Consider the following 24,524-nt stretch of genomic DNA (forward strand, 5'->3'; position numbering starts at 1 on the left):
GCGGCGTTCCGTCAGAGCGCAGCGAAGCCCAACGCGCGAGTCCCGACTCTGAATTGTTGGGCCTCGTGGGCTCGGACCAACCTACGGACCTGCGATGTATCTCCGTACAGCACCCACAAAAAAGCCCGCTCATTGAGCGGGCTTTTTCATTCAGCCGGACGCGATCAGAACGCCGGAACCACAGCGCCTTTGTACTTCTCCTCGATGAATTTCTTCACCTCGGGGCTGTTCAGGGCCTTGGCCAGTTTCTGCATGTCGGCGTTGGCCTTGTTGTCCTCGCGGGATACCAGGATGTTCACGTAGGGCGAGTCGCTGCCTTCGATCACCAGGGCGTCCTTGGTGGGGTTCAGCTTGGCTTCCAGCGCGTAGTTGGTGTTGATCAGCGCCAGGTCCACCTGGTTCAGCACGCGCGGCAGGGTCGCGGCTTCCAGTTCACGCACCTTGATGCCCTTCGGGTTCTCGACGATGTCCTTCGGGGTGGCGGTGATGCTGGTGTTGTCCTTCAGCTTGATCACACCGGCCTTGTCCAGCAGCAGCAGGGCACGGCCGCCGTTGGTGGCGTCGTTGGGGATGACCACCTGGGCGCCTTCCGGCAGATCGGCCAGGGACTTCACCTTGCTGGAGTAGGCGCCGAAGGGCTCGACGTGCACGCCGGTGACGGAAACCAGTTTCACCTTGGTCTGGCGCGCCTTGTTGAACTCATCGAGGTAAGGCTGGTGCTGGAAGAAGTTGGCATCCAGGCGGCCTTCGGCAACTTGCACGTTGGGCTGCACGTAGTCGGTGAAGACTTTCACCTGCAGGTCCACGCCTTCTTTGGCCAGCTGCGGCTTGATGAATTCGAGAATCTCCGCGTGGGGCACCGGGGTAGCGGCCACTTTCAGGGTGTCGGCCTGGGCGGAGAGGGCGGTCAGGGCGGCGAAGGCCACCAGCAATTTCTTCATGAACGGCTCCTTGTGGGAAGTCATCGGGCCGGCGCAACTGGCGCCGGCGCCAGGTCATTTACGGGAAAAGTGCACCACCAGCTTGTCGCCGACGGTTTGCAGGATCTGGACGAGCACCAGCAGCAGGACCACGGTGACCACCATCACGTCGGTCTGGAAGCGCTGGTAGCCGAAGCGGATGGCCAGGTCGCCGAGGCCGCCCGCGCCCACCACGCCGGCCATCGCGGTGTAGGACACCAGGGTGATGGCGGTGACGGTGATGGCGGCGAAGATGCCCGGTCGCGCTTCCGGCAGCAGGGCGTTCCAGATGATCTGGCGGGTGGTGGCGCCCATTGCCTGGGTGGCTTCGAGGATGCCGCGGTCCACTTCACGCAGGGCGGTTTCCACCAGGCGCGCGAAGAACGGCGTGGCACCCACCACCAGTGGCGGGATGGCGCCGGCGACCCCCAGGGAGGTGCCGGTGATGAACACGGTGAAGGGGATCATCACGATCAGCAGGATGATGAAGGGCAGCGAACGCAGCACGTTCACCAGCAGCGACAGCAGGCCGTAAACGGTCTTCTGCTCGAACAGCTGGCGCGGGCCGGTGAGGAACAGCAGCACGCCCAGCGGCAGGCCGAGCAGCACGGTGAACAGCAGCGAGCCACCGAGCATGAGGAAGGTATCGAGGGTGGCGAGCCAGATTTCGTACCAGTCGATATTGGCGAGCAGGGCGTCCATCAACGCAGGATCTCCAGGTGCACGTCCGCCTCGCGGAAGCAGCCAAGCGCGGCGTCGATGTCGCCGCCGGTCAGGGCCAGGGTCAGCTGGCCGTAGGGGGTGTCCTTGATGCGGTCGATGCGCCCGGCAAGGATGCTGTAGTCCACGCCGGTCTGACGCGCGACGGTGCCCAGCAGCGGGGCGTAGGTCGCCTCGCCACGGAAGGTCAGGCGCAGGATGCGGCCGCTGACGTGAGCGAAGTCATCGTGCTGCTCACTCTCGTCCACCTGCTCGTCTTCCAGCACGAAGCGCTGGGTGGTGATGTGCTGCGGATGCAGGAACACATCGGCCACCGCGCCCTGCTCGACGATCACGCCGTTGTCCATCACTGCCACGCGGTCGCAGACCCGGCGGATCACGTCCATCTCGTGGGTAATGAGGACGATGGTGAGTTTCAGCTCGCGGTTGATCTCGGCCAGTAGTTGCAGCACCGAGGCGGTGGTCTGCGGGTCGAGAGCGCTGGTGGCCTCGTCGCAGAGCAGAATCTTCGGCTGGGTGGCCAGGGCGCGGGCGATGCCGACGCGCTGCTTCTGGCCGCCGGAGAGTTGCGCCGGGTATTTGCGGGCGTGGTCGCTGAGACCGACGCGAGCCAGCAGTTCGGCGACGCGGCGATCGATCTCTGCGCGGGACAACTCACCGGCCAGCTTCAGCGGTAATCCGACGTTTTCAGCAACGGTCTTGGATGCCAGCAGGTTGAAGTGCTGGAAGATCATCCCGACGCGCTGACGGAAGCGGCGCAGGCCTTCGCTGTCCAGGGCGGTGATGTCGTCGCCATCGATGACGATGCGACCACCGGTGGGTTCTTCAAGGCGGTTGATCAGGCGCAGCAGGGTGCTCTTGCCGGCTCCCGAGTGGCCGATCAGGCCGAACACTTCGCCGCTCTGGATGGCGAGGTCGGTCGGCTGCAGGGCCGGGATTTCGCGGCCTTCGACGCGGTACGCCTTGTGGACGTTATGGAATTCGATCACTGCGGAAACCTTGTGGGTTCGTCGTTAGCCGGATCGGCTAAAAACCGGCAAGTTTACCTGCTGGCACATAGGCACAGAAAATCTTTCTGGACCTATGGCTATAGCAAGTGGGAATAAGCGACAGGCGGACTGCGTGGAGTCTAGCTGCCGCCAGCCGGGACGTTCAGTGGCGCGGGCTGAGAACCAGGCGCGGCACCTGGTCGGGGTTCAGGGCCTGGCTGTATTGAGTCTTGAAGCCGGGGTCGAGCTTCTTCACCCGTGCCGACAGCAGGGCGGCGACCCAGGGATAGTCCTTGGCCTCCCGCACCTGGATCTGCACGGCGCAGTCGTGGGCGACGATGTCGGCGGCCACGTCGTCCAGTAGGCGGCGCAGGTTCTCGTTGTCGTCGCGGTCGAGCATGGGCAGCTCCACCAGCGGTTTCAGGGCGCGCGGCTTGCTGGCCTGGACAATAGGCTTCTCACCCTGGGGGGTGTTGGGCAGAACGGTCTGCGCCTGGATGGCGGCGGCCTGGCGTTCGGCGGCTTCGCGCAGTTGACGGGCCTGTTCCAGGCGCGCGGCATTTTCCTTGGCAGCGGCGGCCTCGGCAGCGCGGCGGGCCTGCTCGGCACGGGCCTCGGCGGCTTCGCGGGCCTGGTCGATGGCGCCGTCCAGGCCGGTGGTCAGGGCGGGCGCCTGGGGCATCAAGCCACGGGCGTGGCTGAGGGCCTTGGTGGCGTTGTCCAGGTCGCCTTTCTGCAGGGCGTCCTGGCCGCGCTTGAGCCAGGCATCGGCCAGTTGACGCTGGTATTGCTCGAGACGGGTGTCGCCGGCGGCCTTTACTTCCAGGCCCTTGAGCTGGGCCTCGGCTTCGGTGAGCTTGCCTTCGGTAAGGTCCTGGTCGAGATGTCGGAAGCTGTTGACCAGATCGTCAGTTGGTACCTCGGCTACTTGCTGGGCGGTCTGACAGGCGGCCAACAGCAGGGAAAAGGCGACAACGGGCAGGCAACGAGTGGCGAACAGCTTCATTCCAGCGGGTCTCTGATTGCTCAAAAAACGCGCGATTCTACACTGCGGTGTTGATCAGGACAAAAAGTAGGGGCAAATCGGCCGCGAAGATGGCATTTCCAGAGGCATCTCAGCGGCCCTACAGACCCCTTTCCCGGCTCCTGTCGGAACCGCCACTGCTGCAATATGGCCAGCCACAACGACCAGAACGGCGAGGATTGCCATGTACCCAGCCCTCCAGGACTTCGACTACCTCATCGTCGGTGCCGGCCCGGCCGGCTGCCTGCTGGCCAACCGGCTATCTGCCGACCCCAGCGTGCGCGTGCTGCTGCTGGAAGCGGGCGGCCGTGACACCTATCCGTGGATCCACATTCCGGTCGGCTACCTCTATTGCATCGGCAACCCGCGCACCGACTGGTGCTACCGCACCGAGGCCGAGCCCGGCCTGCATGGCCGCAGCCTGGGCTACCCGCGCGGCCGGGTGCTGGGTGGCAGTTCGTCGATCAACGGGATGATCTACATGCGCGGCCAGGCCGCCGACTACGACCGCTGGGCCGAGCTGGGCAATGCGGGCTGGAGCTGGAAGGACGTGCTGCCGCTGTTCCTGCGCAGCGAAAGCCACTTCGGCGGCACCAGCGAATTCCACAACGGTGCCGGCGAGTGGCGGGTGGAGCGCCAGCGCCTGTCCTGGGAAATCCTCGACGCCTTCCGTCTGGCCGCCGGCGAATGCGGTATTGCCCCGGTGGACGACTTCAATACCGGCGACAACGCGGGGTGCGGCTACTTCCAGGTCAACCAGCGCGGCGGGGTGCGCTGGAATGCGTCCAAGGCGTTCCTGCGGCCGGCGTCGCAGCGGCCCAATCTCACGGTGCGCACCGGGGTGGAGGTGCAGCACTTGTTGCTGGAGCAGGGCCGCGCGGTGGGTGTGTCGGGGCGCTGGGAAGGTGTGCAGCATGAATTCCGGGCGCGGCGGGAAGTGATTCTCTGCGCCGGTGCCGTGGGTACGCCGATGCTGCTGCAACGCTCGGGAATCGGTCCGCGACCGCTGCTGGAGCGCCTCGGCATCGGCGTGCGACACGAGCTCGCCGGGGTAGGCGGCAATCTGCAGGACCACCTGCAGCTACGGCTGATCTTCAAGGTTTCCGGCGTGCCGACCCTCAACCAGATGGCCGGCAGCCTGTGGGGGCGTCTGGGCATGGGCCTGCGCTATCTCGCCAGCCGCAGCGGACCACTGGCCATGGCGCCGAGCCAGCTGGGGGCATTCGTCCGTTCCGGCCCCGAGCAGACCCGGGCGAATCTCGAATACCACGTGCAGCCGCTGTCCCTGGAGCGTTTCGGCGAGCCGCTGCACCCCTTCCCCGCCTTTACTGCGTCCGTGTGCAACTTGCGCCCGCGAAGTCGTGGCCGGGTGGATATCCGTTCCGTCGATCACAAGGCGCCGCCGCTGATCCAGCCCAACTACCTGAGTGATGCCGAGGACCTGCGGGTGGCCGCCGATGCCATCCGCCTGACCCGGCGCATCGCCGCTGCGCCAGCGCTGGCGCGCTATCGACCGGAGGAATACCTGCCGGGCCCGGCGCTGCAGAGCGAAGCGGAGCTGCATGAGGCTGCGGGGCAGATCGGCACCACCATCTTCCATCCGGTGGGTACCTGCCGCATGGGGCAGGATCGGGACGCCGTGGTGGATGCCGAACTCAAGGTGCACGGCGTACCGGGATTGCGCATTGCCGATGCCTCGGTGATGCCGGAAATCGTCTCCGGCAACACCTGCTCACCGACCCTGATGATCGCGGAGAAGGCCGCGTCCCTGGTGCTTGCCGACCTCAGGCGCGGCGCGGCAGCGCAAAGCTGAAGAGGAACAGGCTGGCGGCGGAGACCACGATGGACGGGCCGGCCGGGGTGTCCTTGAACCAGGACAGCGCGAGGCCCGCGCAGACCGCCACCAGGCCCAGCAGGCTGGCGCCCAGGGCCATCTGCTCGGGGCTGCGGGCGTGGCGCTGGGCGGCGGCGGCCGGGATGATCAGCAGCGAGGTGATCAACAGCACGCCGACGATCTTCATCGCCACGGCGATCACCACCGCGATCAGCAGCATCAGCGCAAGGCGGATGGCCGCCACTGGCAGGCCTTCCACCCGCGCCAGTTCCTCGTGCACGGTGATCGCCAGCAGCGGCCGCCACATGGGGATCAGCACCAGCAGCACCAGGGCGCTGCCGCCGAGGATCCAGGCGAGGTCGGTGCGGCTGACCGCCAGCAGGTCGCCGAACAGGTAGCCCATCAGGTCGATTCGCACTTCGCTCATGAAGCTCAGGGCCACGAGGCCCAGGGACAGGGTGCTGTGGGCGAGGATGCCCAGCAACGTGTCCGATGCCAGCGGCTGGCGCTGTTGCAGGGTGACCAGCAGCACCGCGAGCAGTACGCAGCCGACGGTCACGGCGAGGGTCGGGCTGACGTCCAGCATCAGGCCCAGGGCTACGCCAAGCAGCGCGGCGTGGGACAGGGTGTCGCCGAAGTAGGCCATGCGCCGCCAGACCACGAAGGAGCCGAGGGGGCCGGCCACCAGGGCCAGGGCCAGGCCGGCGAGCAGTGCGTTGAGCAGGAAATCAGCCATGGTTGCAGTCGGGGCCGTGCTGGTGGACGGGAGTGAAACGGGTGCCGCTGGGGAAAGGTTGCTTCACCACCCCGCCATGCAGGTCGTGGGCGTGGTCGTGATGGTGGTGGTAGACCGCGAGGCTCTTGGCGTCCTGGCCGAATAGTTCGACGAACGCCGGATCGCCGCTGACCTGTTCCGGGTGGCCGGAGCAGCAGACGTGGCGGTTGAGGCAGACCACCTGGTCGGTGGCGCTCATCACCAGGTGCAGGTCGTGGGAAACCATCAGCACGCCGCAGCCGTGACGGTCGCGCAGGCGGGTGATCAGACGGTAGAGCTCGGCCTGGCCGGCGACGTCGACGCCCTGCACCGGCTCGTCGAGCACCAGCAGTTCGGGTTCGCGCAACAGGGCACGGGCCAGCAGCACGCGCTGCAATTCGCCGCCGGAAATGTTCTGCAGTGGGCTGTCGATCACCTGCACGGCGCCTACTTCATCCAGCGCGGCGAGGGCCGCCTTGCGGTCCACGCCCGGCACCAGGCGCAGGAAACGCAGTACGGTGAGCGGCAGGGTGGCATCCACCTGGAGCTTTTGCGGCATGTAGCCGATATGCAGCCGTGGCTTGCGCCAGACCTCGCCCTTGTCCGGCTTGAGCAGGCCGAGCACGGTGCGCACCAGGGTGGTCTTGCCGGCGCCGTTGGGGCCGATCAGGGTGACGATCTCCCCAGCCTTCACGGCCAGATGCACGTCCTGCAGCACCGGCTGCCCGGCAAAGTCGACGCCGACCTTTTCGAGGCGAATCAGTGCGTCGCTCATGCGGCCACCTGGCAGCTGGCGCAGAGGCCGACGACTTCGACGGTCTGGCTTTCGACGACGAATCCGACGGATTTCGCGCTGTCGACGATGGCCTGGCTGATGCTCGAATGCTCCAGCTCGATGGCCGTCTGGCAATTGCGGCAGATGAGGAACTGGCCCTGGTGGGATTCGCCCGGGTGGTTGCAGCCGACAAAGGCGTTGAGCGAGGCGATGCGGTGCACCAGGCCGTTTTCCAGGAGGAAGTCCAGGGCGCGGTAGACGGTGGGCGGCGCCGCACGGCGGCCATCTTCCTCGGTTAGCACGCCGAGGATGTCGTAGGCGCCCAGCGGTTTGTGGCTCTGCCACACCAGTTCCAGCACGCGCTTGCGCAGGGCGGTCAGGCGCAGGCCCTGCCGGCCGCAGATGGCTTCGGCTTCGGCCAGGGCGTTGGACACGCAGTGGGAGTGGTCGTGGGGGCGACAGGCCAGGGGGGCTTTTGCGCTGATCGGCTTGAGCATGGCGGCGGCGACGTCTGGAGAAAGAGACGTTATTCTATAACTCTTTTCCCGCCGAGTCTGTGCCGTGTTCCGTCTATTCGTCTCCCTGTTCCTCAGCGCCTGCGCCCTGTCTGCCCAGGCCGACGTACGCCTGCTGACCAGCATCAAACCGCTGCAACTGATCGCCGCAGCCGTGCAGGACGGCGCCGGCCAGCCGGAGGTGCTGCTGCCCCCCGGAGCCTCGCCGCACCAGTACGCCCTGCGCCCTTCCGACGTACGCCGGGTGCGTGAGGCTGACCTGTTCTACTGGGTCGGGCCCGACCTGGAAGGCTTCCTGCCCCGCGTGCTGAAAGGGCGTGACAAGCCCAGCGTGGCATTGCAGAGCGAACCCGGCATGACCCTGCGCCATTTCGAGGCGCTGCAGGATGAGCATGAAGGCGAACACGACGAACACGAGCACGACCATGCCCATCGCCCCGGTTCCCTGGACGCCCACCTCTGGCTGCTGCCGGCCAACGCCCGGGTAATCGCCGCGCGCATGGCTGCCGACCTGGCTGCCGCCGACCCGGCCAATGCCGCGCGCTACCAGGCCAACCTGGCGGCGTTCCAGGGCCGTCTCGACCAGCTCGATGCCACCCTCAAGGCGCGCATGGCCAAGGTCGCCGACAAGCCGTTCTTCGTCTTCCACGAGGCCTTCGACTACTTCGAGGCGGCCTACGGCTTGCGCCATTCCGGCGTATTCAGCGTCGCCAGCGAAGTCCAGCCCGGTGCCCGCCACGTCGCTGCGATGCGTGAGCGGTTGCAGGCGGCAGGCCCGAGCTGCGTGTTCAGCGAGCCGCCGGTACGCCCGCGCCTGGCCGACACCCTGACCGCCGGCCTCTCGGTGCGTCTGGCCGAACTGGATGCCCTGGGCATAAACGCCCCGGTGGCCGCCAACGGCTACGAGACCCTGCTGCAGAACCTAAGCGATGGCCTGGCGGGGTGTCTGGAAGCGCTCTGAGTGTTGCTCCCCTCTCCCTCCGGTGGGCTGAAGCGGTTCGCCGCCCGGCCCACCCTACAAGGGCGTTCCGCACGGACTGCTAAGGTGAGAGAGGGGCCGCGGGCCGTCTTGATGTGAATCAGCGGCCGGCATTCGTGGTCAGACTAGTCTGGACTCTTCATCGAGGGAGGGCAGCGGATGGCCAGGACGGGAACCCCCAGGCAGGTCCAGGGTAACCACGGCATCGCCTTGCAGGCGGCGTCGGAAGACATCTGGGACAGCAAGTACCGCCTCAAGCACAAGGACGGTACGCCGATCGACCTCACCCCTGATGCCACCTGGCAGCGCGTGGCCCGCGCCCTGTCGGAGGTGGAGGCCGATTCCGCAGCCCGCGAGCACTGGTACGAACGCTTCCTCTGGGCCCTGCGCAATGGCGCCATCCCCGCCGGCCGGATCATTTCCAACGCTGGCGCCCAGGACATCAAGCCCGCCACCTCCACCATCAATTGCACCGTTTCCGGCACCATCCTCGATTCCATGGACGACATCCTCGGCAAGGTCCATGAAGCCGGGCTCACCCTCAAGGCCGGCTGCGGTATCGGCTACGAATTCAGCACCCTGCGCCCACATGGCGCCTATGTTTCCGGGGCCGGCGCGCAGACCAGCGGGCCGCTGTCCTTCATGGATATCTACGACAAGATGTGCTTCACCGTGAGCTCTGCCGGTGGCCGCCGTGGTGCGCAGATGGGTACCTTCGACGTCTGCCATCCGGATGTGCGTGAGTTCATCCGTGCCAAGCGCGAGGACGGCCGCCTGCGCCAGTTCAACCTCAGCCTGCTGGTGAGCGATGCCTTCATGCACGCGGTGGAGAACGACACCGAATGGCCGCTGCTCTACCCGGTGCACCCCAAGGAGCGCGAAGAGCTCGACTTCGGTGATTCGACCCAGGTGATCTGGCGCGACTGGCCGGTGCACGAGGGCTACATCACCCGCGAGGATGGCCTGGTGGCCTGCAAGGTCTACGGCCGCGTCCAGGCCCGGCACCTGTGGGACATGATCATGGTCTCCACCTACGACTTCGCCGAGCCGGGCTTCATCCTCATCGACCGGGTCAATGAGCTGAACAACAACTGGTGGTGCGAGGCGATCCGCGCGACCAACCCGTGCGGAGAGCAGCCACTTCCTCCTTATGGCTCCTGCCTGCTGGGTTCGATCAACCTCACCGCCTTCGTCGAAGAGCCGTTCACCGAAGACGCGCATTTCGACTGGGAGCGCTTCCGCGCCGTGGTGCGGGTATTCACCCGCATGCTCGACAACGTGGTGGAGATCAATGGGCTGCCGCTGGAGAAGCAGCGCGAGGAAATCCTCGGCAAGCGCCGCCACGGCATGGGCTTTCTCGGCCTGGGCTCGGCCCTCGCGCTGCTGCGGTTGCGCTACGGCAGCACCGAGGCCTGTGTGTTCACCGAGGAAGTGACGCGGGAAATGGCCCTGGCCGGCTGGCAGGTAGCCCTGGAGCTGGCGCGGGAGAAAGGGCCGGCGCCCATCCTGGCCCTCGACTATGAGGTCAACGCCGCCATGCTGCGCAAGCGCCCGGAAATGGTGGATGACGGCTACAAGGTGGGCGACCGCGTGCCCGGCCGCATCCTCCACGCCCGCTATTCCCGCTACATGCAGCGTGTCGCCGAACATGCCCCGGAACTGGTGGCGGAACTGGCCGAGGTGGGCGCGCGCTTCACCCATCACAGCTCCATCGCCCCCACCGGCACCATCAGCCTCAGCCTGGCGAACAACGCCTCCAACGGCATCGAGCCGAGCTACGCCCACCAGTATTCGCGCAACCTGATCCGCCCCGGGCGCAAGACCAAGGAGAAGATCGAGGTCCGCAGTTATGAGCTGCTGGCCTACCGCTCCCTCGTCAACAGCCAGGCCCGGCCGGATGCCGAGCACCCGGCGCAGCGCTTGCCGGACTATTTCGTCAGCGCTGACGACATCAGCCCGGCCGAGCACGTGGACATGCAGGCGGCGGCGCAGAAGTGGATCGACTCGTCCATCTCCAAGACCGCCAACGTGCCCACCGACTTCCCCTTCGAAGCGTTCAAGGACATCTATCTGCACGGCTGGCGCCAGGGTCTCAAGGGATGCACCACCTTCCGCTTCAATCCGGCGGCCTTCCAGGGTGTGCTGGTCAAGGACGCGGATCTGGAGAGGACGGTTTACCGCTTCGAGTTGGAGGACGGCACCCTGGTGGAGCTGCGCGGTAACGAAGAAGTGGAGTACGACGGCGAATTACACACCGCCGCCAACCTGTTCGAGGCCTTGAAGGAAGGCTACTACGGCAAGTACTGAACGATCGGAGGCGGTCATGACCATCAAGATCGAGAAGAAGATCAAGGGCTTCAGCCTGGTGGACCTGGAACAGGAAAAGGCCCGCAAGGCCGCCGAGGAAGCGGCTGCCGTCGTGCAGATGGATGAAACCCTGCAGCGGCCGGAAACCCTGGTGGGTGCCACCTACAAGATCAAGTCGCCGCTGTTCGAGCACGCGCTCTACGTGACCATCAACGACATCGTGCTCAACCCCGACACCGCCTTCGAGCAGCGCCGGCCCTTCGAAATCTTCATCAACTCCAAGGGCATGGAGCACTTCCAGTGGATCGTCGCCCTCACCCGCATCATGTCGGCGGTGTTCCGCAAGGGCGGCGACTGCACCTTCCTGGTGGAAGAGCTCAAGGCGGTGTTCGACCCGCGAGGCGGCTACCTCAAGCGTGGCGGCGTCTACATGCCGTCGCTGGTGGCCGAGATCGGCGCCGTGCTGGAGCGCCACCTGATCGCCATTGGCCTGATGGAGGGCCAGAAGCTGGACGAGGAACAGCGGCTCTACCTGGCGGAAAAGCGTGCCGCCTACGAGGCCAGCCAAGGCACCACCACCGCCGAACCCGGCGAGGGCTTCCCACCCGGCGCCCAGCTCTGTGGCAAGTGCAATACGCAGGCGGTGGTGCAAATGGATGGCTGCGCGACCTGTCTCAACTGCGGCCATTCCAAGTGCGGGTGAATTCGTTCAGAGCGCACACATATCGTCGGGCTGGAACGAACCTTGTGGGGGCGAATTCATTCGCCAAGCAGGCCGAAGGTCTGCCCTGACGGCTGTCGGGACAGCTGCGCTGTCCTTCGCGAATGAATTCGCCCCCACAGGAAAAGCGAAGAACTCGCGTCCTTCTCAGAGCGCGAATGGCAGCGGCAACTCCACCTTCTGCCGCTGCGCGAGACGCCGCTGGAACACACTCGGATCGTGGATCAGCACGTCCTGCCCGGCGAAGGCATTGGCGGCGATCAGGCGCGACAGCCAGAAGCGCACGCAGGCGATGCGCAGGGCGGTCGGCCAGAGTTCGGCTTCGGCGGCGGTGAAAGGGCGCAGCGCGGCGTAGGCGCCGAGCAGGGCGCGGGCGAGTTGGCCGTCGAGGCGGCCGTCGGCGTCCGAACACCAGTCGTTCAGGCAGATGGCCAGGTCGTAGAGCATTGGCCCGGAGCAGGCGTTGTAGAAGTCGATCAGGCCGGACAGGTGGGGGCCGTCGAACAGGGCGTTGTCCTTGAACAGGTCGGCGTGCAGGTTGGCGCGCGGCAGGGCGAGGAAACGCGCCTTCACCTCGCCGATTTCCTTCAGCGCATCACGCAGCAGCGGCAGGGCCGTCTTGTCCAGTTGCAGGGCCAGCGCCGGGCCTTCATCGAGCATCCAGTCCAGGCCGCGATCGCTCTTGCGCTCCAGTACCCGCTCGCGGGTGGCCAGGTGCAGGCGCGCCAGCAGGGCACCGACCTCGGCGCAGTGGTGGGCATTGGGCTGGTGCACGTGCTTGCCCGGCAGGCGCGGTTGCAGCAGCGCCGGTTTGCCGGCGAGTTCGCGCAGGGCGTCGCCGCCCCCGGTGCGCAGCGCAAAAGGGACCGGCAGGTCCGCGTCGTGGAGCACATCCAGTAGTTCGATGAAGAACGGCAGGTCGTGGACCGGGCCGCGCTCCACCAGGGTCAGTACGTATTCACCCCCTTCCAGGCTGACGAAGAAGTTGCTGTTCTCGGAGCCTTCGGCGATGCCCTGGAAGTCCTTCAGCCGGCCCAGCCCGTAGGGGGCGAGGAAGTCTTCCAGTTCCGGACGTTCGAGCGGAGTGAATACAGACATTGGACTACCTTGTTACGGGGTTGCGTGTGCGCTACCAGCTGAAGATTTCCCAGGCTGGGATGAGCATGTCGGGATAATCCGAGCGGACGAAATTGTTTTCGCCGTCGGCGCGGACCAGGAAGTACGGCTTGCCACCCTTGGGGGTCACCTTGATGGCGTAGAGGATGCCGTTGACGCGGTATTCCTGGATGGTCTTGTCGCCTTCCTGGCGGATGGTCACGTCCGGCTCGGCGGACGGCTCGTCTGCGGCGAAGGTGGCGACTGGTGCGAGAGCCAGCAGGCTGGCCAGCAAAAGGCGGTTCAGTGCGCGCATGGTAACCTTGTCCCTTCTCGTCAATGATCGGTCCATTCTACTTCGGGTCCGGTGAATAAAGGTTGAATTCACGCATGAGCCAAGCCCCCCTCGTCCTGGTGGACGGATCCTCCTACCTGTACCGCGCCTTCCATGCCTTGCCGCCGCTGACCACTTCGGCCGGCCTGCCCACGGGCGCGGTCAAAGGCGTGCTGAACATGCTCAAGAGCCTGCGCCGGCAGTTCCCGGACAGCCCCTTCGCGGTGGTGTTCGACGCCAAGGGCGGCACCTTCCGCGATGAAATGTTCGCCGAGTACAAGGCCAATCGCCCCTCGATGCCGGATGAGCTGCGCGTGCAGGTGGAGCCGTTGCATGCCAGCGTGCGCGCACTGGGGCTGCCGCTGCTCTGTGTGGAGGGCGTGGAAGCCGACGACGTGATCGGCACCCTGGCCCGGCAGAGTGCAGCGGGCGGGCGTCCGGTGGTGATCTCCACCGGTGACAAGGACATGGCGCAGTTGGTCGACGGGCACATTACGCTGGTCAACACCATGACCGGTAGCACGCTGGACGTGGATGGCGTGAAGGAGAAATTCGGTGTCGGTCCTGAGCTCATCATCGACTACTTGGCGCTGATGGGGGACAAGGTGGACAACATCCCCGGCGTGCCCGGCGTCGGCGAGAAGACCGCCCTCGGCCTGCTCACCGGCGTGGGTGGTGGCCTGGATGTCCTCTACGCCAGCCTGGACAAGGTACCCGCCCTGCCGATCCGTGGCGCCAAGGGCCTGCCGGCCAAGCTCGAAGAGCACAAGGACATGGCCTACCTGTCCTACAAGCTGGCGACCATCAAGTGCGACGTCGAGCTGAACGTCGAGATCGACGCCCTGCACCCCGGAGAACCCGACCGCGAGGCCCTGGCCGAGCTGTATCGCACCCTGGAATTCAAGACCTGGCTGGACGACCTGCAGCGCCAGGCCAAGTCCGATGGCGAGCAACTGGAACTTGTCGAAGCTGCGCCCGCCAAGGCCGAGGCGCGCTATGAGGTGGTCCTGGAGCAGGCGCAGTTCGATGCCTGGCTGAAGAAGCTGGAAGCCGCCCCGCTGTTCGCCTTCGACACTGAAACCACCAGCATCGACGCCCAGCAGGCGCAGGTGGTGGGAGTGTCTTTTGCTGTGGAAGCCGGTGAAGCCGCCTACGTGCCCCTGGCCCACAGCTATATGGGCGTACCGGCGCAGCTTGATCGCGACGCCGTGCTCAAGGCCCTCAAGCCGCTGCTGGAAGACCCAAACAAGGCCAAGGTCGGCCAGCATGCCAAGTACGACATGAACGTCCTGGCCAATGCCACGACGCCTATCGCCGTACAGGGCATCACCTTCGACACCATGCTCGAGTCCTACGTGCTGGACGCCACGGCCACCCGCCACGACATGGACAGCCTGTCCCTCAAGTACCTGGGGCACAGCACCATCCGTTTCGAAGACATTGCCGGCAAAGGCGCCAAGCAGCTGACCTTCGACCAGATCGCCATCGAGCAGGCCGGCCCCTATGCGGCGGAAGATGCCGACGTCACCCTGCGCCTGCACCAGACCCTGTGGCAGAAGCTGGAAGCCATTCCCTCCCTGGCCAAGGTGCTGCGCGAAATCGAGATGCCGCTGGTGCCGGTCCTGGCACGCATCGAGCGCAACGGCGCCTACGTCGACGGCACGTTGCTGGGCCAGCAGAGCCTGGAGCTGGGCGAGAAGATGGTTGCCCTGGAGCGCCAGGCATTCGAGCTGGCCGGGCAGGAGTTCAACCTTGGCTCACCCAAGCAGCTCGGCGCCATCCTCTATGAAAAGCTCGGCCTGCCAGTGCTGGCCAAGACCGCGACCGGCCAGCCTTCCACTGCCGAGAACGTGCTCGCTGACCTCGCCGAACAGGATTACGAGCTGCCCAAGGTGATCATGCAGTACCGCTCCCTGAGCAAGCTCAAGAGCACCTACACCGACAAGCTGCCGGAGCAGATCAACCCGCGCACCGGACGTATCCACACGTCCTACCACCAGGCGGTGGCGGCGACCGGGCGCCTGTCGTCCTCCGATCCGAACCTGCAGAACATCCCGATCCGCACCGCCGAGGGCCGTCGCATCCGCCAGGCCTTCGTCGCGCCCAAGGGCTACAAGCTGTTGGCGGCGGACTATTCGCAGATCGAGCTGCGCATCATGGCCCACCTGGCCAAGGATGAAGGCCTGCTGGACGCCTTCCGCCATGACCGCGACGTGCACCGTGCCACCGCTTCCGAGGTGTTCGGCGTGCCGCTGGACGAGGTCACCTCGAACCAGCGCCGCAGCGCCAAGGCGATCAACTTCGGCCTGATCTACGGCATGAGCGCCTTCGGCCTGGCCAAGCAGATCGGCGTCGAGCGCAAGGAAGCCCAGGCTTACATCGACCGCTACTTCGCTCGCTATCCCGGTGTGCTGGCTTATATGGAGCGCACCCGCGAGCAGGCCGCGCAGCAGGGCTTCGTCGAAACCCTGTTCGGCCGCCGCCTGTACCTGCCGGAAATCCACTCCAAGAACCAGGCCATGCGCAAGGGCGCCGAGCGCACCGCGATCAACGCGCCGATGCAGGGCACCGCGGCCGATATCATGAAGCGCGCCATGGTGGCCGTGGATAACTGGCTGCAGGAAAGCGGCCTGGACGTCCGCGTCATCCTTCAGGTGCACGACGAACTGGTGCTGGAAGTGCGCGAGGACCTGGTGGATCAGGTTTCCGAGCAGATTCGTCCGCTCATGAGCGGTGCCGCCGAGCTGGATGTGCCGCTGGTGGTGGAAGTGGGCGTGGGTGACAACTGGGATGAGGCGCACTGAGTGCGCCTTCGGGGCGAGCATTTGTTTCACAGCTGAAACAGATGCTTATTTCCTGATCGAATAAACAGATTTTTTTGATAGCAAACTGTTTTTAGGGGCGGTCTGAACTTTCTGCGAGGCAGGGGAGTCACACACATGAATGGCTGGTGAAGCCTTTCGATGCTCCTTTTGCTGTGTTTAGTGTTGGCAGATATCTGAACCCCGCCCTAGCGGTTCAGACTTAGACCCCGAACTTCCCCCTCCCCATACGAAGTCCGGGGTTTTTTTTGCCCGGAATTCAGGCTTCGGCCTCGCCTTCTTCCAGATCCAGCTGCAGCCAGTGCGCCAGCACTGCATGGGCTTCCTCGATGCCCTGGCGCTTGGGCGCCGAGAACAGCTGGATGCTCACGCCCTCGCCCCAGCCCTTGCGGATTTCCTGACGCACCTTGAGCAGGGCGTTCTTCGCCGCGCCGAAGGCCAGCTTGTCGGCCTTGGTCAGCAGGATGTGCATGGGCATGTTGCCGGCGGTGGACCAGTCCAGCATCAGGCGGTCGAAGTCGGTCAGCGGGTGGCGGATGTCCATCATCAGGATCAGCCCGGCGAGGCTTTCGCGGCTGCTGAGGTAGGCCTCCAGGTGATGCTGCCAGTGTTGCTTGAGGGGGATCGGCACCTTGGCGTAGCCGTAGCCGGGCAGGTCTACCAGGCGACGTTCTTCATCCAGGGAGAAGAAGTTCAGCAGCTGGGTGCGCCCCGGGGTTTTCGAGGTGCGCGCCAGGCTGGCGTGGGTCAGGGTGTTCAGTGCGCTCGACTTGCCGGCGTTGGAACGCCCGGCAAAGGCCACTTCCAGGCCGCTGTCCGGCGGGCACTGGTCGACCTTGGCGGCACTGATGAGGAAGCGGGCTTGTTGGCACAGGCCAAGAATGGGGTTCTTCAATGACATGGGGAATCCAAGGGTGCGACGCGGTGTCGCATAGGGCGGTTTCGTTTCCGTTTATGCCTCGCCAGTATATAATGCCGCAGATTTAGTGTGCGCTTTATCCCCCAGGGTCTGGTGTCCACGGCAACGACCGACGCACGAAAGAATGCGCGGCAATGCCCTCCCGATGAGGTTGATCATGAAGAAAGTACTGCTCGTCGCTAGCCTTGCGGCGCTGTCCTTCGCCGCTCAGGCGGCTCAGGATCCGGAAGCGGTTTTCAACAGGGCCTGTGGTGCCTGTCACTCTGGTCAGCTGCCGATGGCGCCGAAAAAGGGCGACAAGGCTGCCTGGGAACCGCGACTGGCCAAGGGCATCGACACTCTGGTGCAGAGCGTCACCAATGGTTTGAACGCCATGCCGCCGAAAGGCCTGTGCATGGATTGCAGCGCCGAGGACTACAAGGCCGTCATCCAATGGATGAGCCAATAAAGTAGCCCGGCACATAACACCTTTACCCTTTAGCCGTAGTTGGATTAGCTGATGAACAAAGTAATCGTGAGTCTGCTGTTGACCCTGGGCATCACCGGCATGGCCCACGCCGCTGGCGACGCCAAGGCTGGCCAGGCCAAGGCCGCTGTTTGTGGCGCTTGCCACGGTCCCGATGGCAACAGTGCCGCCCCGAACTTCCCGAAACTGGCTGGCCAGGGCGAACGCTACCTGCTCAAGCAGATGAAGGACATCAAGGCCGGTAACCGCACCGTGTTGGAAATGACCGGCCTGCTGACCAACATCAGCGACCAGGACCTGGCTGACATCGCCGCCTACTTCTCCAGCCAGAAGGGCAGCGTCGGTGCCGCCGACCCGAAAGTGGTCGCCCGTGGTGAAGCCCTCTTCCGTGGCGGCAAGCTGGACCAAGGCATGCCTGCCTGCACCGGCTGCCACGCTCCGGACGGCTCCGGCAACCCGACTGCCGGCTTCCCGCACCTGGGCGGCCAGCATGCCCAGTACGTGGCCAAGCAGCTGACCGACTTCCGCGAAGGCAACCGCACCAACGATGGTGACACCATGGTCATGCGCGGCATCGCGGCCAAGCTGAGCAACAAGGATATCGAAGCGGTTTCCAGCTACATCCAGGGTCTGCACTAAGACCCGTTGTCTGGAATCTGAACAAGGGTGGCCTAGGCCACCCTTTTTCGTTCTGCGGCCCGCTACAATGGCCGGAACCCGCTGTGTAGCCGCAGGTCGAATCATCGCCCTCGCGGCCCCATTACCCCTCAAGGAGTGAAGCATGCGTAACCTGATCCTTTCCGCCGTTCTTGCCGGTGCCAGCCTGCTGGGCATGAGCGCCGTCCAGGCTGACGACATCGAGGCCGGCAAGCAGTACGTCGAGCTGAGCAGCCCGGTTCCGGTATCCGTACCCGGCAAGATCGAAGTGGTGGAGCTGTTCTGGTACGGCTGCCCGCACTGCTATCAGTTCGAGCCGACCCTCAATCCCTGGGCCGAGAAGCTGCCGGAAGACGTGAACTTCGTGCGCATTCCTGCCATGTTCGGCGGCCTGTGGAACGTCCACGGCCAGCTGTTCATCACCCTCGAAAGCATGAAGGTCGAGCATCAGGTACACAAAGCCGTGTTCGATGCCATCCACAAGGAAGGCAAGAAGCTGGCTACCCCGGAAGAGATGGCTGAATTCCTCGCTGGCCAGGGCGTGGACAAGGACGCCTTCCTCAAGGCCTACAACTCCTTTGCCGTGAAGGGCCAGATGGAGAAAGCCAAGAAGCTGGCCATGGCCTACCAGATCACCGGCGTTCCGACCCTGGTGGTCAATGGCAAGTACCGTTTCGACATCAGCTCCTCGGGTGGCCCGGAGCAGACCCTCAAGGTCGCCGAACACCTGATCGAGAAGGAGCGCGCCGCGAAGTAAGCGGCGCATTCGCCCGATGCTGCGACGCTGGGTGGGTGAGCGGGCGGCGAGCTCGTGCGATGCACGGGTGAACCCCCATTGCGACAGGGGCGGGCTGCCCGCCGATGGCCGCCTGCGCTTGCTCAGCTTCAACATCCAGGTCGGCATCAGCACCGAGCGATACCGTCACTACCTGACCCGTGGCTGGCAGCACCTGCTGCCGCACACGGGCCGCGCCGGAAATCTCCAGCGCATTGGCAGCCTGCTCGGCGACTACGACCTGGTCGCCCTGCAGGAAGCCGACGGCGGCAGCATCCGCTCCGGCTACATCAACCAGGTCGAGCATCTCGCCCAGCTTGGCGACTTCCCCTACTGGTACCAGCAGCTCAATCGCAATCTCGGGCGCATCGCCCAGCACAGCAATGGCCTGCTCAGCCGCCTGCAACCCAGCCTGTTGGAAGACCATCCCCTGCCGGGCCCGCCCGGTCGCGGCGCGATCCTGATGCGCTTCGGCAAGGGCTCCGACGCCCTCGCCGTGGTGATGATGCACCTGTCCCTCGGCGCCCGTACCCGCACTCGCCAACTGGCGTACATCCGCGAGTTGGTGGCCGGCTATCGCCACCTGGTGCTGATGGGCGACATGAACACCCACGCCAATGACCTGCTGGAGCGCTCGCCCCTGCGCGACCTCGGCCTCCTGGCCCCGCAGGTCGAAGCGACCTTTCCCAGCTGGCGGCCACAGCGCTGTCTCGACCACATCCTGCTCAGCCCCAGCCTGACCCTGGAGCGGGTGGCGGTGCTCAGCCAGCCCATATCCGACCACCTGCCCGTGGCCGTGGACATCCGCCTGCCGGTCGAACTGCAGGCCGACTTGCCCCTTGCCCTCAGCCAACCCACGCGCGGAATCCCTGCATGAGCGACGACGCCCAGCGCTGGAAAACCAAATACCTGGAAAACCTCGAACAGCAGGAGAAGCTGGAAAGGCGCTGGGATGCCCGCCTCGACCTGCTGCGTCGTGGCCTGGTGCGCAGCTCCCTGGCGGCCGAGGGCTCCGACAAGGCGGTCGACCAGTGCATGCAGGAGCTGCGCGAAATCATCCGCGGCGAGCAGATGGACGCTGGCCTCGCGGCCCTGATTCCGCGCCTGGAAAAGGCGGTGCTGGACTCCGAGCAACGCCGCCAGCAGCGCGTGGAACAGAACGTCAGCGCCCTGACCGGTATCACCAGCCGCCTGCTCGCCCTCGACCTGCCCCGGGAAGTGCGCAAGGGCCTCAAGCAGTTCGCCAAGCGCATCGACGAACGTGCGCGCCAATCCCGCGAGCTGCCGGCAGTGCTGGCCGAGCTGGGCGTGCTTCAGGGCCAGGCACTGCAGGCGCTTACCAATGAAGACGCGACGGTCGCCAGGCCCGGCCTGCTGCAGCGCCTGTTCGGCAACGGACGCGACGAGCCTTCGGCCGAGGCCGCAGCTGCGCCAGCCGCTCCTGCTGCTCCGCAAGCCGAAGAGCGCTCCCGGACGGACGCACCTGCTCGCCAGGCAGACGCCCTGCCCGACCCCGTTGACCAGCGCCCGCCGAGCGAAACAGAGCCTGCCCCTGCCCGACCGCTGCCAGCGCCCGTCGAGCCCGTGCTAGCCGCGCCCGCCTCCGCTGCCCCGGCGCGCAGCAGCACCCTCGACAGCCTGCCGCTGGCCGCCTCCATCCTGACCGGCGAGGGCGACCCCGAGTACGCCCTGCCGGCCCAGCCAGAGCCTGGCTACAGCGCCATCGCTCCCCATGTGGCCGACAGCCTGCGTTCACTGCTGGATGAGCTGGACCTGCCTGAACATCACCAGCCCCAGGCAGAAATGCTGCGCCAGCGCCTGCAAGGTGGGCTCAACTGGTACGAGCTGGTGCCGGTGCTGGATGACTTCGGCGTGCTGGTGCTGGCGGTAACCGACAATGGCCACCGCGAGTTCGCCGGCTACCTGAAACAGCTCAACCAGCGATTGGCGCTGTTCCTCGAACACCTCCGCGCCGCCCAGGAAGGTTATGCCGAGTCACTGGACAGCGCCCGCGCCCTGGACGACCAGCTGCGCGAACACGTCAGTGGCCTGCAGGCCAGCGTGCAGGACGCCACCGACCTGAACCATCTGAAGCAGAGCCTGGAGCATCGCCTCGACGGCCTGCTCGACACCATGAACCGCTACCAGCAGCAGCGCTCGGCGCGCGAGCAGGAAGTGGGCGAGCGCTTGCAGGCACTGATGGCACGGGTGGCGACCATGGAGGATGAAGCCAAGGTCTTCCACGACAACCTTGAGGTCCAGCGCCAGAAGGCGCTACAGGACCCCCTGACCGGCCTGCCCAACCGCGCCGCCTGGAACGAGCGGCTGGAGATCGAACAGGCTCGGCAGCAGCGCTACGGCGGCGACCTGCTGCTGGCGGTGATCGACATCGACCACTTCAAGCGCATCAACGACGGCTTCGGCCACCTGGCCGGCGACAAGGTGTTGAAGATCATCGCCGGTGAACTCGCCCGGCGCCTGCGTAAGACCGACTTCATCGCCCGCTTCGGTGGTGAGGAGTTCGTCCTGCTGTTGCCCTCCACTCCCGTGGAAGGCGGCAAGCAATTGCTGGAAAACCTGCGTGCGGCCATCGAAGCCTGCCCCTTCCACTTCAAGGGTGAGCGGGTGTCGATCACCCTCTCCGCCGGACTGACGACCTTGATGGCCGGTGAGCCCAGTGATGTCGCCTTCCAGCGTGCTGACCAGGCGCTCTATCGGGCCAAGCACCAAGGGCGTAATCGCGTCGAGCTGGCGCTGGTGCAGTCGCCGGACGGACGTGGCGAATCCGGTGCCCAGGGCTTGCCTCAACCGGTCTGAATCCTCAGGCCGCGCTGGAGAGATAGGGCTTCCAGTGTTCCGGAATGTGCTCCAGGCGCGGATAGTCGAGCCCGGCGAACTGCGGTTCGCTGAGCATGAACGGCGTGTGCCGCTGTTCGATCGGCAGGCCGCGCAGCTCCGGTAGCCAGAGGCTGACATAGGTCGCCTCCGGATCGTACTGGCGAGCCTGGCGCAGGGCATTGAAAGCCAGTGCGCGTTGCGGGTCGCTGGCGACGCCGGCGAGGTAGGCCCAGTTGCCCCAGTTGCTCGCCGGATCGTAGTCCAGCAGGTGTTCTTCGAACCAGGCCGCGCCGTAGCGCCAGTCCTGCTGCAGGTCGTTGACCAGGTAGGCTGCGACGATCTGTCGACCGCGGCTGGACATCCAGCCGGTCGTCATCAGCTCGCGCATGTTGGCGTCCACCAGCGGCATACCGGTGCGCCCATTGCACCAATGCAAGTAGCGCTCATCGAGGGTTTTCGGCGCCCGTGCGGTGGCTTTCAGACCCTCTGCGCGGAACAGCGCGCTGCCGTAACGCAGCAGTGTCCAGCGGAAAAACTCGCGCCAAAGCAATTCCATCCGCAATTGCTGGGTGGACTCGTTACGGCCGTGCTGCGCTTCCAGGCGGTGCAGCTCGGCGGCTACGCGGCGTGGCGACAGGCTGCCGTTGGCCAGCCAGGGCGACAGCTTGGACGAGTACTCGCTGCCGATCATGCCGTTGCGCGACTCCTGGTACTGATGCACGCCCTGGGTTTCCCACAGGTAATCGCGTAGCCGCGCCAGGGCCGCAGGTTCGCCGCCCGCGAACGGAAAGGCGGTGGCCGGCATCCCCTGGGGTTCACCAAGACCCAGGCGAGACAGGGTCGGCAGTGGCTCCATCAGGCTGGCTGCGCCACTAGGTAGTGGCGGTAGGTTCTGGGGGATGGGGCGTGGCTGGAAGACATGCAGGCGCGCTTCCAGCAGCTCGCGGAATTGATTGAAGACCGAGGGCAGCTCGTTCAGAGGACGGGGCAGCTCTTCCTCGCGCAGCAGGTTATTGCCCTGCAGCTCGGTCAGTTGCACACCCAGGGCATGGCGCACCCGGCGCAGCTCGTCGCGCTCAAAGGGAGCCATCTCTTCCAGGGTCAGCACCTCATCCAGGCCAAGGTGCTCCACCAGGGTCGGGATCACCAGTTCGGCGTGGCCCTGCACTACCATCAACCGCGAGCCGTGCTGGCGCAGGCCAGCATCCAGCGCCGCCAGGCTTTCCAGCAGGAAGCGCGCGCGATGTACGCCGAGTCGACGCGGGCCGAACGGCGAGGGGCGAAGCAAGGCGGGATCGAAGACGTAGAGAGGCAACAGGCGATCAGCCTGGAGCGCCGCCTGGAGCGCCGGGTGGTCATCGAGCCTGAGATCCTGCTTCAACCAGAGCAGCGCGCGGCGCATGTCGGTCTTCCTCGGCGAGGTTTCCCTTACCTACAACATTACCTGCGGCGGCCATTTCCAACTCGCCGTTCATCCTGGCCTGTAGGCCCCATGTCCGATAACCACAGTAGCATTCGGCTATAATTCGCGCCCTTTTTCTCCCGGGGCCTGCGTGCGGGGAAGATTTCGCAACAGCTTCACCATCCGCCCCAGGGACTGCGCGCAGACGCCAGCGCAACCGCCCATTACACTTCTGCCCATTGGTACAGGGGAGCACCCCATGGAAATCCTCGGCATTGCCGTACTGATCTTTCTGGTCACCGACCCCTTCGGCAACATCGCCATCTTCATCGCCGCCCTCAAGGGCGTGGCCCCCGAGCGCCGTCTCAAGGTGGCGCTGCGTGAGTTGCTGTTCGCCCTGGCCCTGCTCCTGCTGTTCCTCACTTTCGGCGACAAGATCCTCAGCGGGCTGGGCCTGTCACGAGAATCCATCGCCATCGCCGGCGGCATCATCCTTTTCATCATCGCCCTGCGCCTGATCTTCCCGCGCCCGGAAGGCGTGCTCGGCGACCTGCCCGGTGGCGAGCCGATGCTGGTGCCCCTGGCCACCCCGGCCGTGGCCGGCCCCTCGGCCCTCGCCGTGCTGATGACCCTGCGCAACACCCACCAGGGCGAGCTTTGGGAACTCTATGTCGCGGTGATCCTGGCCTGGGCCTGCACTGCCCTGATCCTGCTGCAGGCCGCGTTCCTGCAGCGCTTTCTCGGCGATCGCGGCCTGATGGCCGTGGAACGCCTGACCGGTATGCTGCTGATCATGCTCAGCGTCGACATGCTGCTCGACAACCTGCAAAGCGTCCTGCACCTGACCCCATGAAGACTTTCGTTCTAAGTCTCGCCTTGCTGCTACTCGGTGGTTGCGCAGGCGGGCTGCAAATCGACGACAGCCAGCGCTCGGTGAGCCAGAGCAGCCGCGTGCAGTACGTGGTGCTGCACTACACCTCCACCGATATGGAGCACTCCCTGCGCCTGCTGACCCGCGACGGCGTCAGCAGCCATTACCTGATCGGCGACCACCCGGCGAAGATCTACCGTCTGGTGGACGAAACCCGCCGCGCCTGGCATGCCGGGGAAAGCGAATGGCAGGGTCGCACCTGGTTGAACGCCAGCACCATCGGCATCGAACTGGTCAACGACGGCTATCGCGATGCGCCGGGCGGCCGGGTCTACCAGCCCTTCAGCGACGAGCAGATCGACGCCCTGATCCTGCTCCTCAAGGACATCGTCCAGCGCAACAACCTGCCGCCGGGCAGCATCATCGGCCACAGCGACATCGCCCCCCAGCGCAAGGTCGATCCGGGCCCGTTGTTCCCCTGGAAGCGCCTGGCCGACGCTGGCCTCGTGCCCTGGCCGAATGCCAACGCGGTGGCCCGCGAGCAGGCACGCTTCGCCGTGGCCTTGCCCACCGTCGGCTGGTTCCAGCAGCAGCTGGTGCGCCAGGGGTACTCCACGCCGCAGACCGGCGTGCTGGACAAGGAAACCCGCAACGTCATCGCCGCCTTCCAGATGAAGTACCGCCAGAAGCTGTTCGACGGCCAGCCCGACGCCGAAACTGCCGCGCTGCTGTTGGTACTCAACGGGATACGGCACTAGGGCTCGATCG

23 protein-coding genes are annotated in these 24,524 nt (G+C 65.5%); 12 read left to right on the forward strand and 11 right to left on the reverse strand.

Translation table 11 applies throughout. From position 1 onward, the window contains the following. Window positions 1-164: 164 nt before the first annotated feature. From E8F06_RS01330 to E8F06_RS01345, 4 genes are all read right to left on the reverse strand, one after another. Window positions 165-941: a MetQ/NlpA family ABC transporter substrate-binding protein gene (locus E8F06_RS01330; protein ID WP_280363454.1), complete on the reverse strand. Its 777-nt coding sequence runs from the start codon at window positions 939-941 to the stop codon at window positions 165-167. 54 nt (window positions 942-995) lie between these two features. Continuing rightward, the gene (locus E8F06_RS01335) at window positions 996-1,661 is read right to left on the reverse strand and encodes a methionine ABC transporter permease (protein ID WP_179061520.1); all 666 of its coding nucleotides are present in this window, start codon (window positions 1,659-1,661) and stop codon (window positions 996-998) included. Further along, a complete protein-coding gene (locus E8F06_RS01340; RefSeq protein ID WP_280363457.1) occupies window positions 1,661-2,668 on the reverse strand; it encodes a methionine ABC transporter ATP-binding protein in 1,008 nt (335 codons plus the stop codon). The genes E8F06_RS01335 and E8F06_RS01340 overlap by 1 nt, the downstream gene beginning before the upstream one ends. A gap of 163 nt (window positions 2,669-2,831) precedes the next feature. Then, window positions 2,832-3,674, reverse strand: a complete 843-nt coding sequence (locus tag E8F06_RS01345) for a PA5502 family lipoprotein (protein WP_280363459.1) — start codon at window positions 3,672-3,674, stop codon at window positions 2,832-2,834. Between the two features lie 202 nt (window positions 3,675-3,876). On the opposite strand from E8F06_RS01345, the gene E8F06_RS01350 reads away from it, so the two are divergent. After that, window positions 3,877-5,505, forward strand: a complete 1,629-nt coding sequence (locus E8F06_RS01350; RefSeq protein ID WP_280363462.1) for a GMC family oxidoreductase N-terminal domain-containing protein — start codon at window positions 3,877-3,879, stop codon at window positions 5,503-5,505. Here the strand turns inward: E8F06_RS01350 and znuB are convergent. From znuB to E8F06_RS01365, 3 genes are read right to left on the reverse strand one after another with little or no spacing between them, the layout of a single operon-like run. Continuing rightward, complete coding sequence (gene znuB, locus E8F06_RS01355; RefSeq protein ID WP_190828927.1) at window positions 5,477-6,262, reverse strand: zinc ABC transporter permease subunit ZnuB; 786 nt, start codon at window positions 6,260-6,262, stop codon at window positions 5,477-5,479. The genes E8F06_RS01350 and znuB overlap by 29 nt on opposite strands. Further along, the gene (gene znuC, locus E8F06_RS01360; RefSeq protein ID WP_280363464.1) at window positions 6,255-7,055 is read right to left on the reverse strand and encodes a zinc ABC transporter ATP-binding protein ZnuC; all 801 of its coding nucleotides are present in this window, start codon (window positions 7,053-7,055) and stop codon (window positions 6,255-6,257) included. The genes znuB and znuC overlap by 8 nt, the downstream gene beginning before the upstream one ends. Continuing rightward, entirely contained in the window at window positions 7,052-7,552 is a 501-nt protein-coding gene (locus E8F06_RS01365) for a Fur family transcriptional regulator (RefSeq protein ID WP_280363466.1), read from the reverse strand. The genes znuC and E8F06_RS01365 overlap by 4 nt, the downstream gene beginning before the upstream one ends. 64 nt (window positions 7,553-7,616) lie before the next feature. Between E8F06_RS01365 and E8F06_RS01370 the strand changes: the two genes are divergently transcribed. The 3 genes from E8F06_RS01370 (at window position 7,617) to E8F06_RS01380 (ending at window position 11,559) form a co-directional block, all read left to right on the forward strand. Beyond that, on the forward strand, window positions 7,617-8,531 hold the full coding sequence (locus tag E8F06_RS01370) for a zinc ABC transporter substrate-binding protein (RefSeq protein WP_280363469.1): 915 nt from the start codon (window positions 7,617-7,619) through the stop codon (window positions 8,529-8,531). A 177-nt stretch (window positions 8,532-8,708) separates the two neighbouring features. Continuing rightward, the gene (locus tag E8F06_RS01375; protein WP_280363473.1) at window positions 8,709-10,856 is read left to right on the forward strand and encodes an adenosylcobalamin-dependent ribonucleoside-diphosphate reductase; all 2,148 of its coding nucleotides are present in this window, start codon (window positions 8,709-8,711) and stop codon (window positions 10,854-10,856) included. A gap of 16 nt (window positions 10,857-10,872) precedes the next feature. Beyond that, window positions 10,873-11,559 (forward strand): NrdJb, encoded by a 687-nt coding sequence (locus E8F06_RS01380; protein ID WP_280363475.1) that lies wholly within the window; start codon window positions 10,873-10,875, stop codon window positions 11,557-11,559. Window positions 11,560-11,724: 165 nt separating this feature from the next. Here the strand turns inward: E8F06_RS01380 and E8F06_RS01385 are convergent, their stop codons facing one another. Together E8F06_RS01385 and E8F06_RS01390 are read right to left on the reverse strand one after the other, a co-directional pair. Beyond that, a complete protein-coding gene (locus tag E8F06_RS01385; RefSeq protein WP_280363478.1) occupies window positions 11,725-12,675 on the reverse strand; it encodes a homoserine kinase in 951 nt (316 codons plus the stop codon). A 31-nt stretch (window positions 12,676-12,706) separates the two neighbouring features. After that, window positions 12,707-12,988, reverse strand: coding sequence for a DUF2782 domain-containing protein (locus E8F06_RS01390; protein WP_190828918.1), 282 nt, complete (start codon window positions 12,986-12,988; stop codon window positions 12,707-12,709). 74 nt (window positions 12,989-13,062) lie between these two features. On the opposite strand from E8F06_RS01390, the gene polA reads away from it, so the two are divergent. After that, window positions 13,063-15,810, forward strand: coding sequence for a DNA polymerase I (gene polA / locus E8F06_RS01395; RefSeq protein WP_280363480.1), 2,748 nt, complete (start codon window positions 13,063-13,065; stop codon window positions 15,808-15,810). Between the two features lie 277 nt (window positions 15,811-16,087). On the opposite strand, the gene yihA is transcribed toward polA, so the two are convergent. After that, a complete protein-coding gene (yihA, locus tag E8F06_RS01400) occupies window positions 16,088-16,729 on the reverse strand; it encodes a ribosome biogenesis GTP-binding protein YihA/YsxC (RefSeq protein ID WP_280363482.1) in 642 nt (213 codons plus the stop codon). 175 nt (window positions 16,730-16,904) lie between these two features. Between yihA and E8F06_RS01405 the strand changes: the two genes are divergently transcribed. The 5 genes from E8F06_RS01405 (at window position 16,905) to E8F06_RS01425 (ending at window position 21,462) form a co-directional block, all read left to right on the forward strand. Continuing rightward, a complete protein-coding gene (locus E8F06_RS01405) occupies window positions 16,905-17,195 on the forward strand; it encodes a c-type cytochrome (protein WP_280363484.1) in 291 nt (96 codons plus the stop codon). Between the two features lie 51 nt (window positions 17,196-17,246). Further along, entirely contained in the window at window positions 17,247-17,852 is a 606-nt protein-coding gene (locus E8F06_RS01410) for a c-type cytochrome (protein WP_280363486.1), read from the forward strand. Window positions 17,853-17,994: 142 nt separating this feature from the next. After that, entirely contained in the window at window positions 17,995-18,627 is a 633-nt protein-coding gene (dsbA, locus tag E8F06_RS01415; protein ID WP_190828911.1) for a thiol:disulfide interchange protein DsbA, read from the forward strand. Window positions 18,628-18,643: 16 nt separating this feature from the next. Further along, entirely contained in the window at window positions 18,644-19,522 is an 879-nt protein-coding gene (locus E8F06_RS01420) for an endonuclease/exonuclease/phosphatase family protein (RefSeq protein ID WP_280363489.1), read from the forward strand. Next, window positions 19,519-21,462, forward strand: coding sequence for a GGDEF domain-containing protein (locus E8F06_RS01425; RefSeq protein WP_280363491.1), 1,944 nt, complete (start codon window positions 19,519-19,521; stop codon window positions 21,460-21,462). Before E8F06_RS01420 ends, E8F06_RS01425 begins: the two co-directional genes overlap by 4 nt. Window positions 21,463-21,466: 4 nt before the next feature. Here the strand turns inward: E8F06_RS01425 and E8F06_RS01430 are convergent, their stop codons facing one another. After that, window positions 21,467-22,885 (reverse strand): DASH family cryptochrome, encoded by a 1,419-nt coding sequence (locus E8F06_RS01430; RefSeq protein ID WP_280363493.1) that lies wholly within the window; start codon window positions 22,883-22,885, stop codon window positions 21,467-21,469. Window positions 22,886-23,144: 259 nt separating this feature from the next. On the opposite strand from E8F06_RS01430, the gene E8F06_RS01435 reads away from it, so the two are divergent. Together E8F06_RS01435 and E8F06_RS01440 are read left to right on the forward strand one after the other, a co-directional pair. After that, entirely contained in the window at window positions 23,145-23,738 is a 594-nt protein-coding gene (locus E8F06_RS01435) for a MarC family protein (protein WP_190828904.1), read from the forward strand. After that, window positions 23,735-24,514 carry an N-acetylmuramoyl-L-alanine amidase gene (locus E8F06_RS01440; protein ID WP_280363496.1) on the forward strand — a complete coding sequence of 260 codons (780 nt, stop codon included), beginning with the start codon at window positions 23,735-23,737 and terminating at the stop codon, window positions 24,512-24,514. The genes E8F06_RS01435 and E8F06_RS01440 overlap by 4 nt, the downstream gene beginning before the upstream one ends. Window positions 24,515-24,524 lie beyond the last annotated feature (10 nt).

Source organism: Pseudomonas sp. BN411, assembly GCF_029871235.1.
Taxonomy (GTDB): Bacteria; Pseudomonadota; Gammaproteobacteria; order Pseudomonadales; family Pseudomonadaceae; genus Metapseudomonas.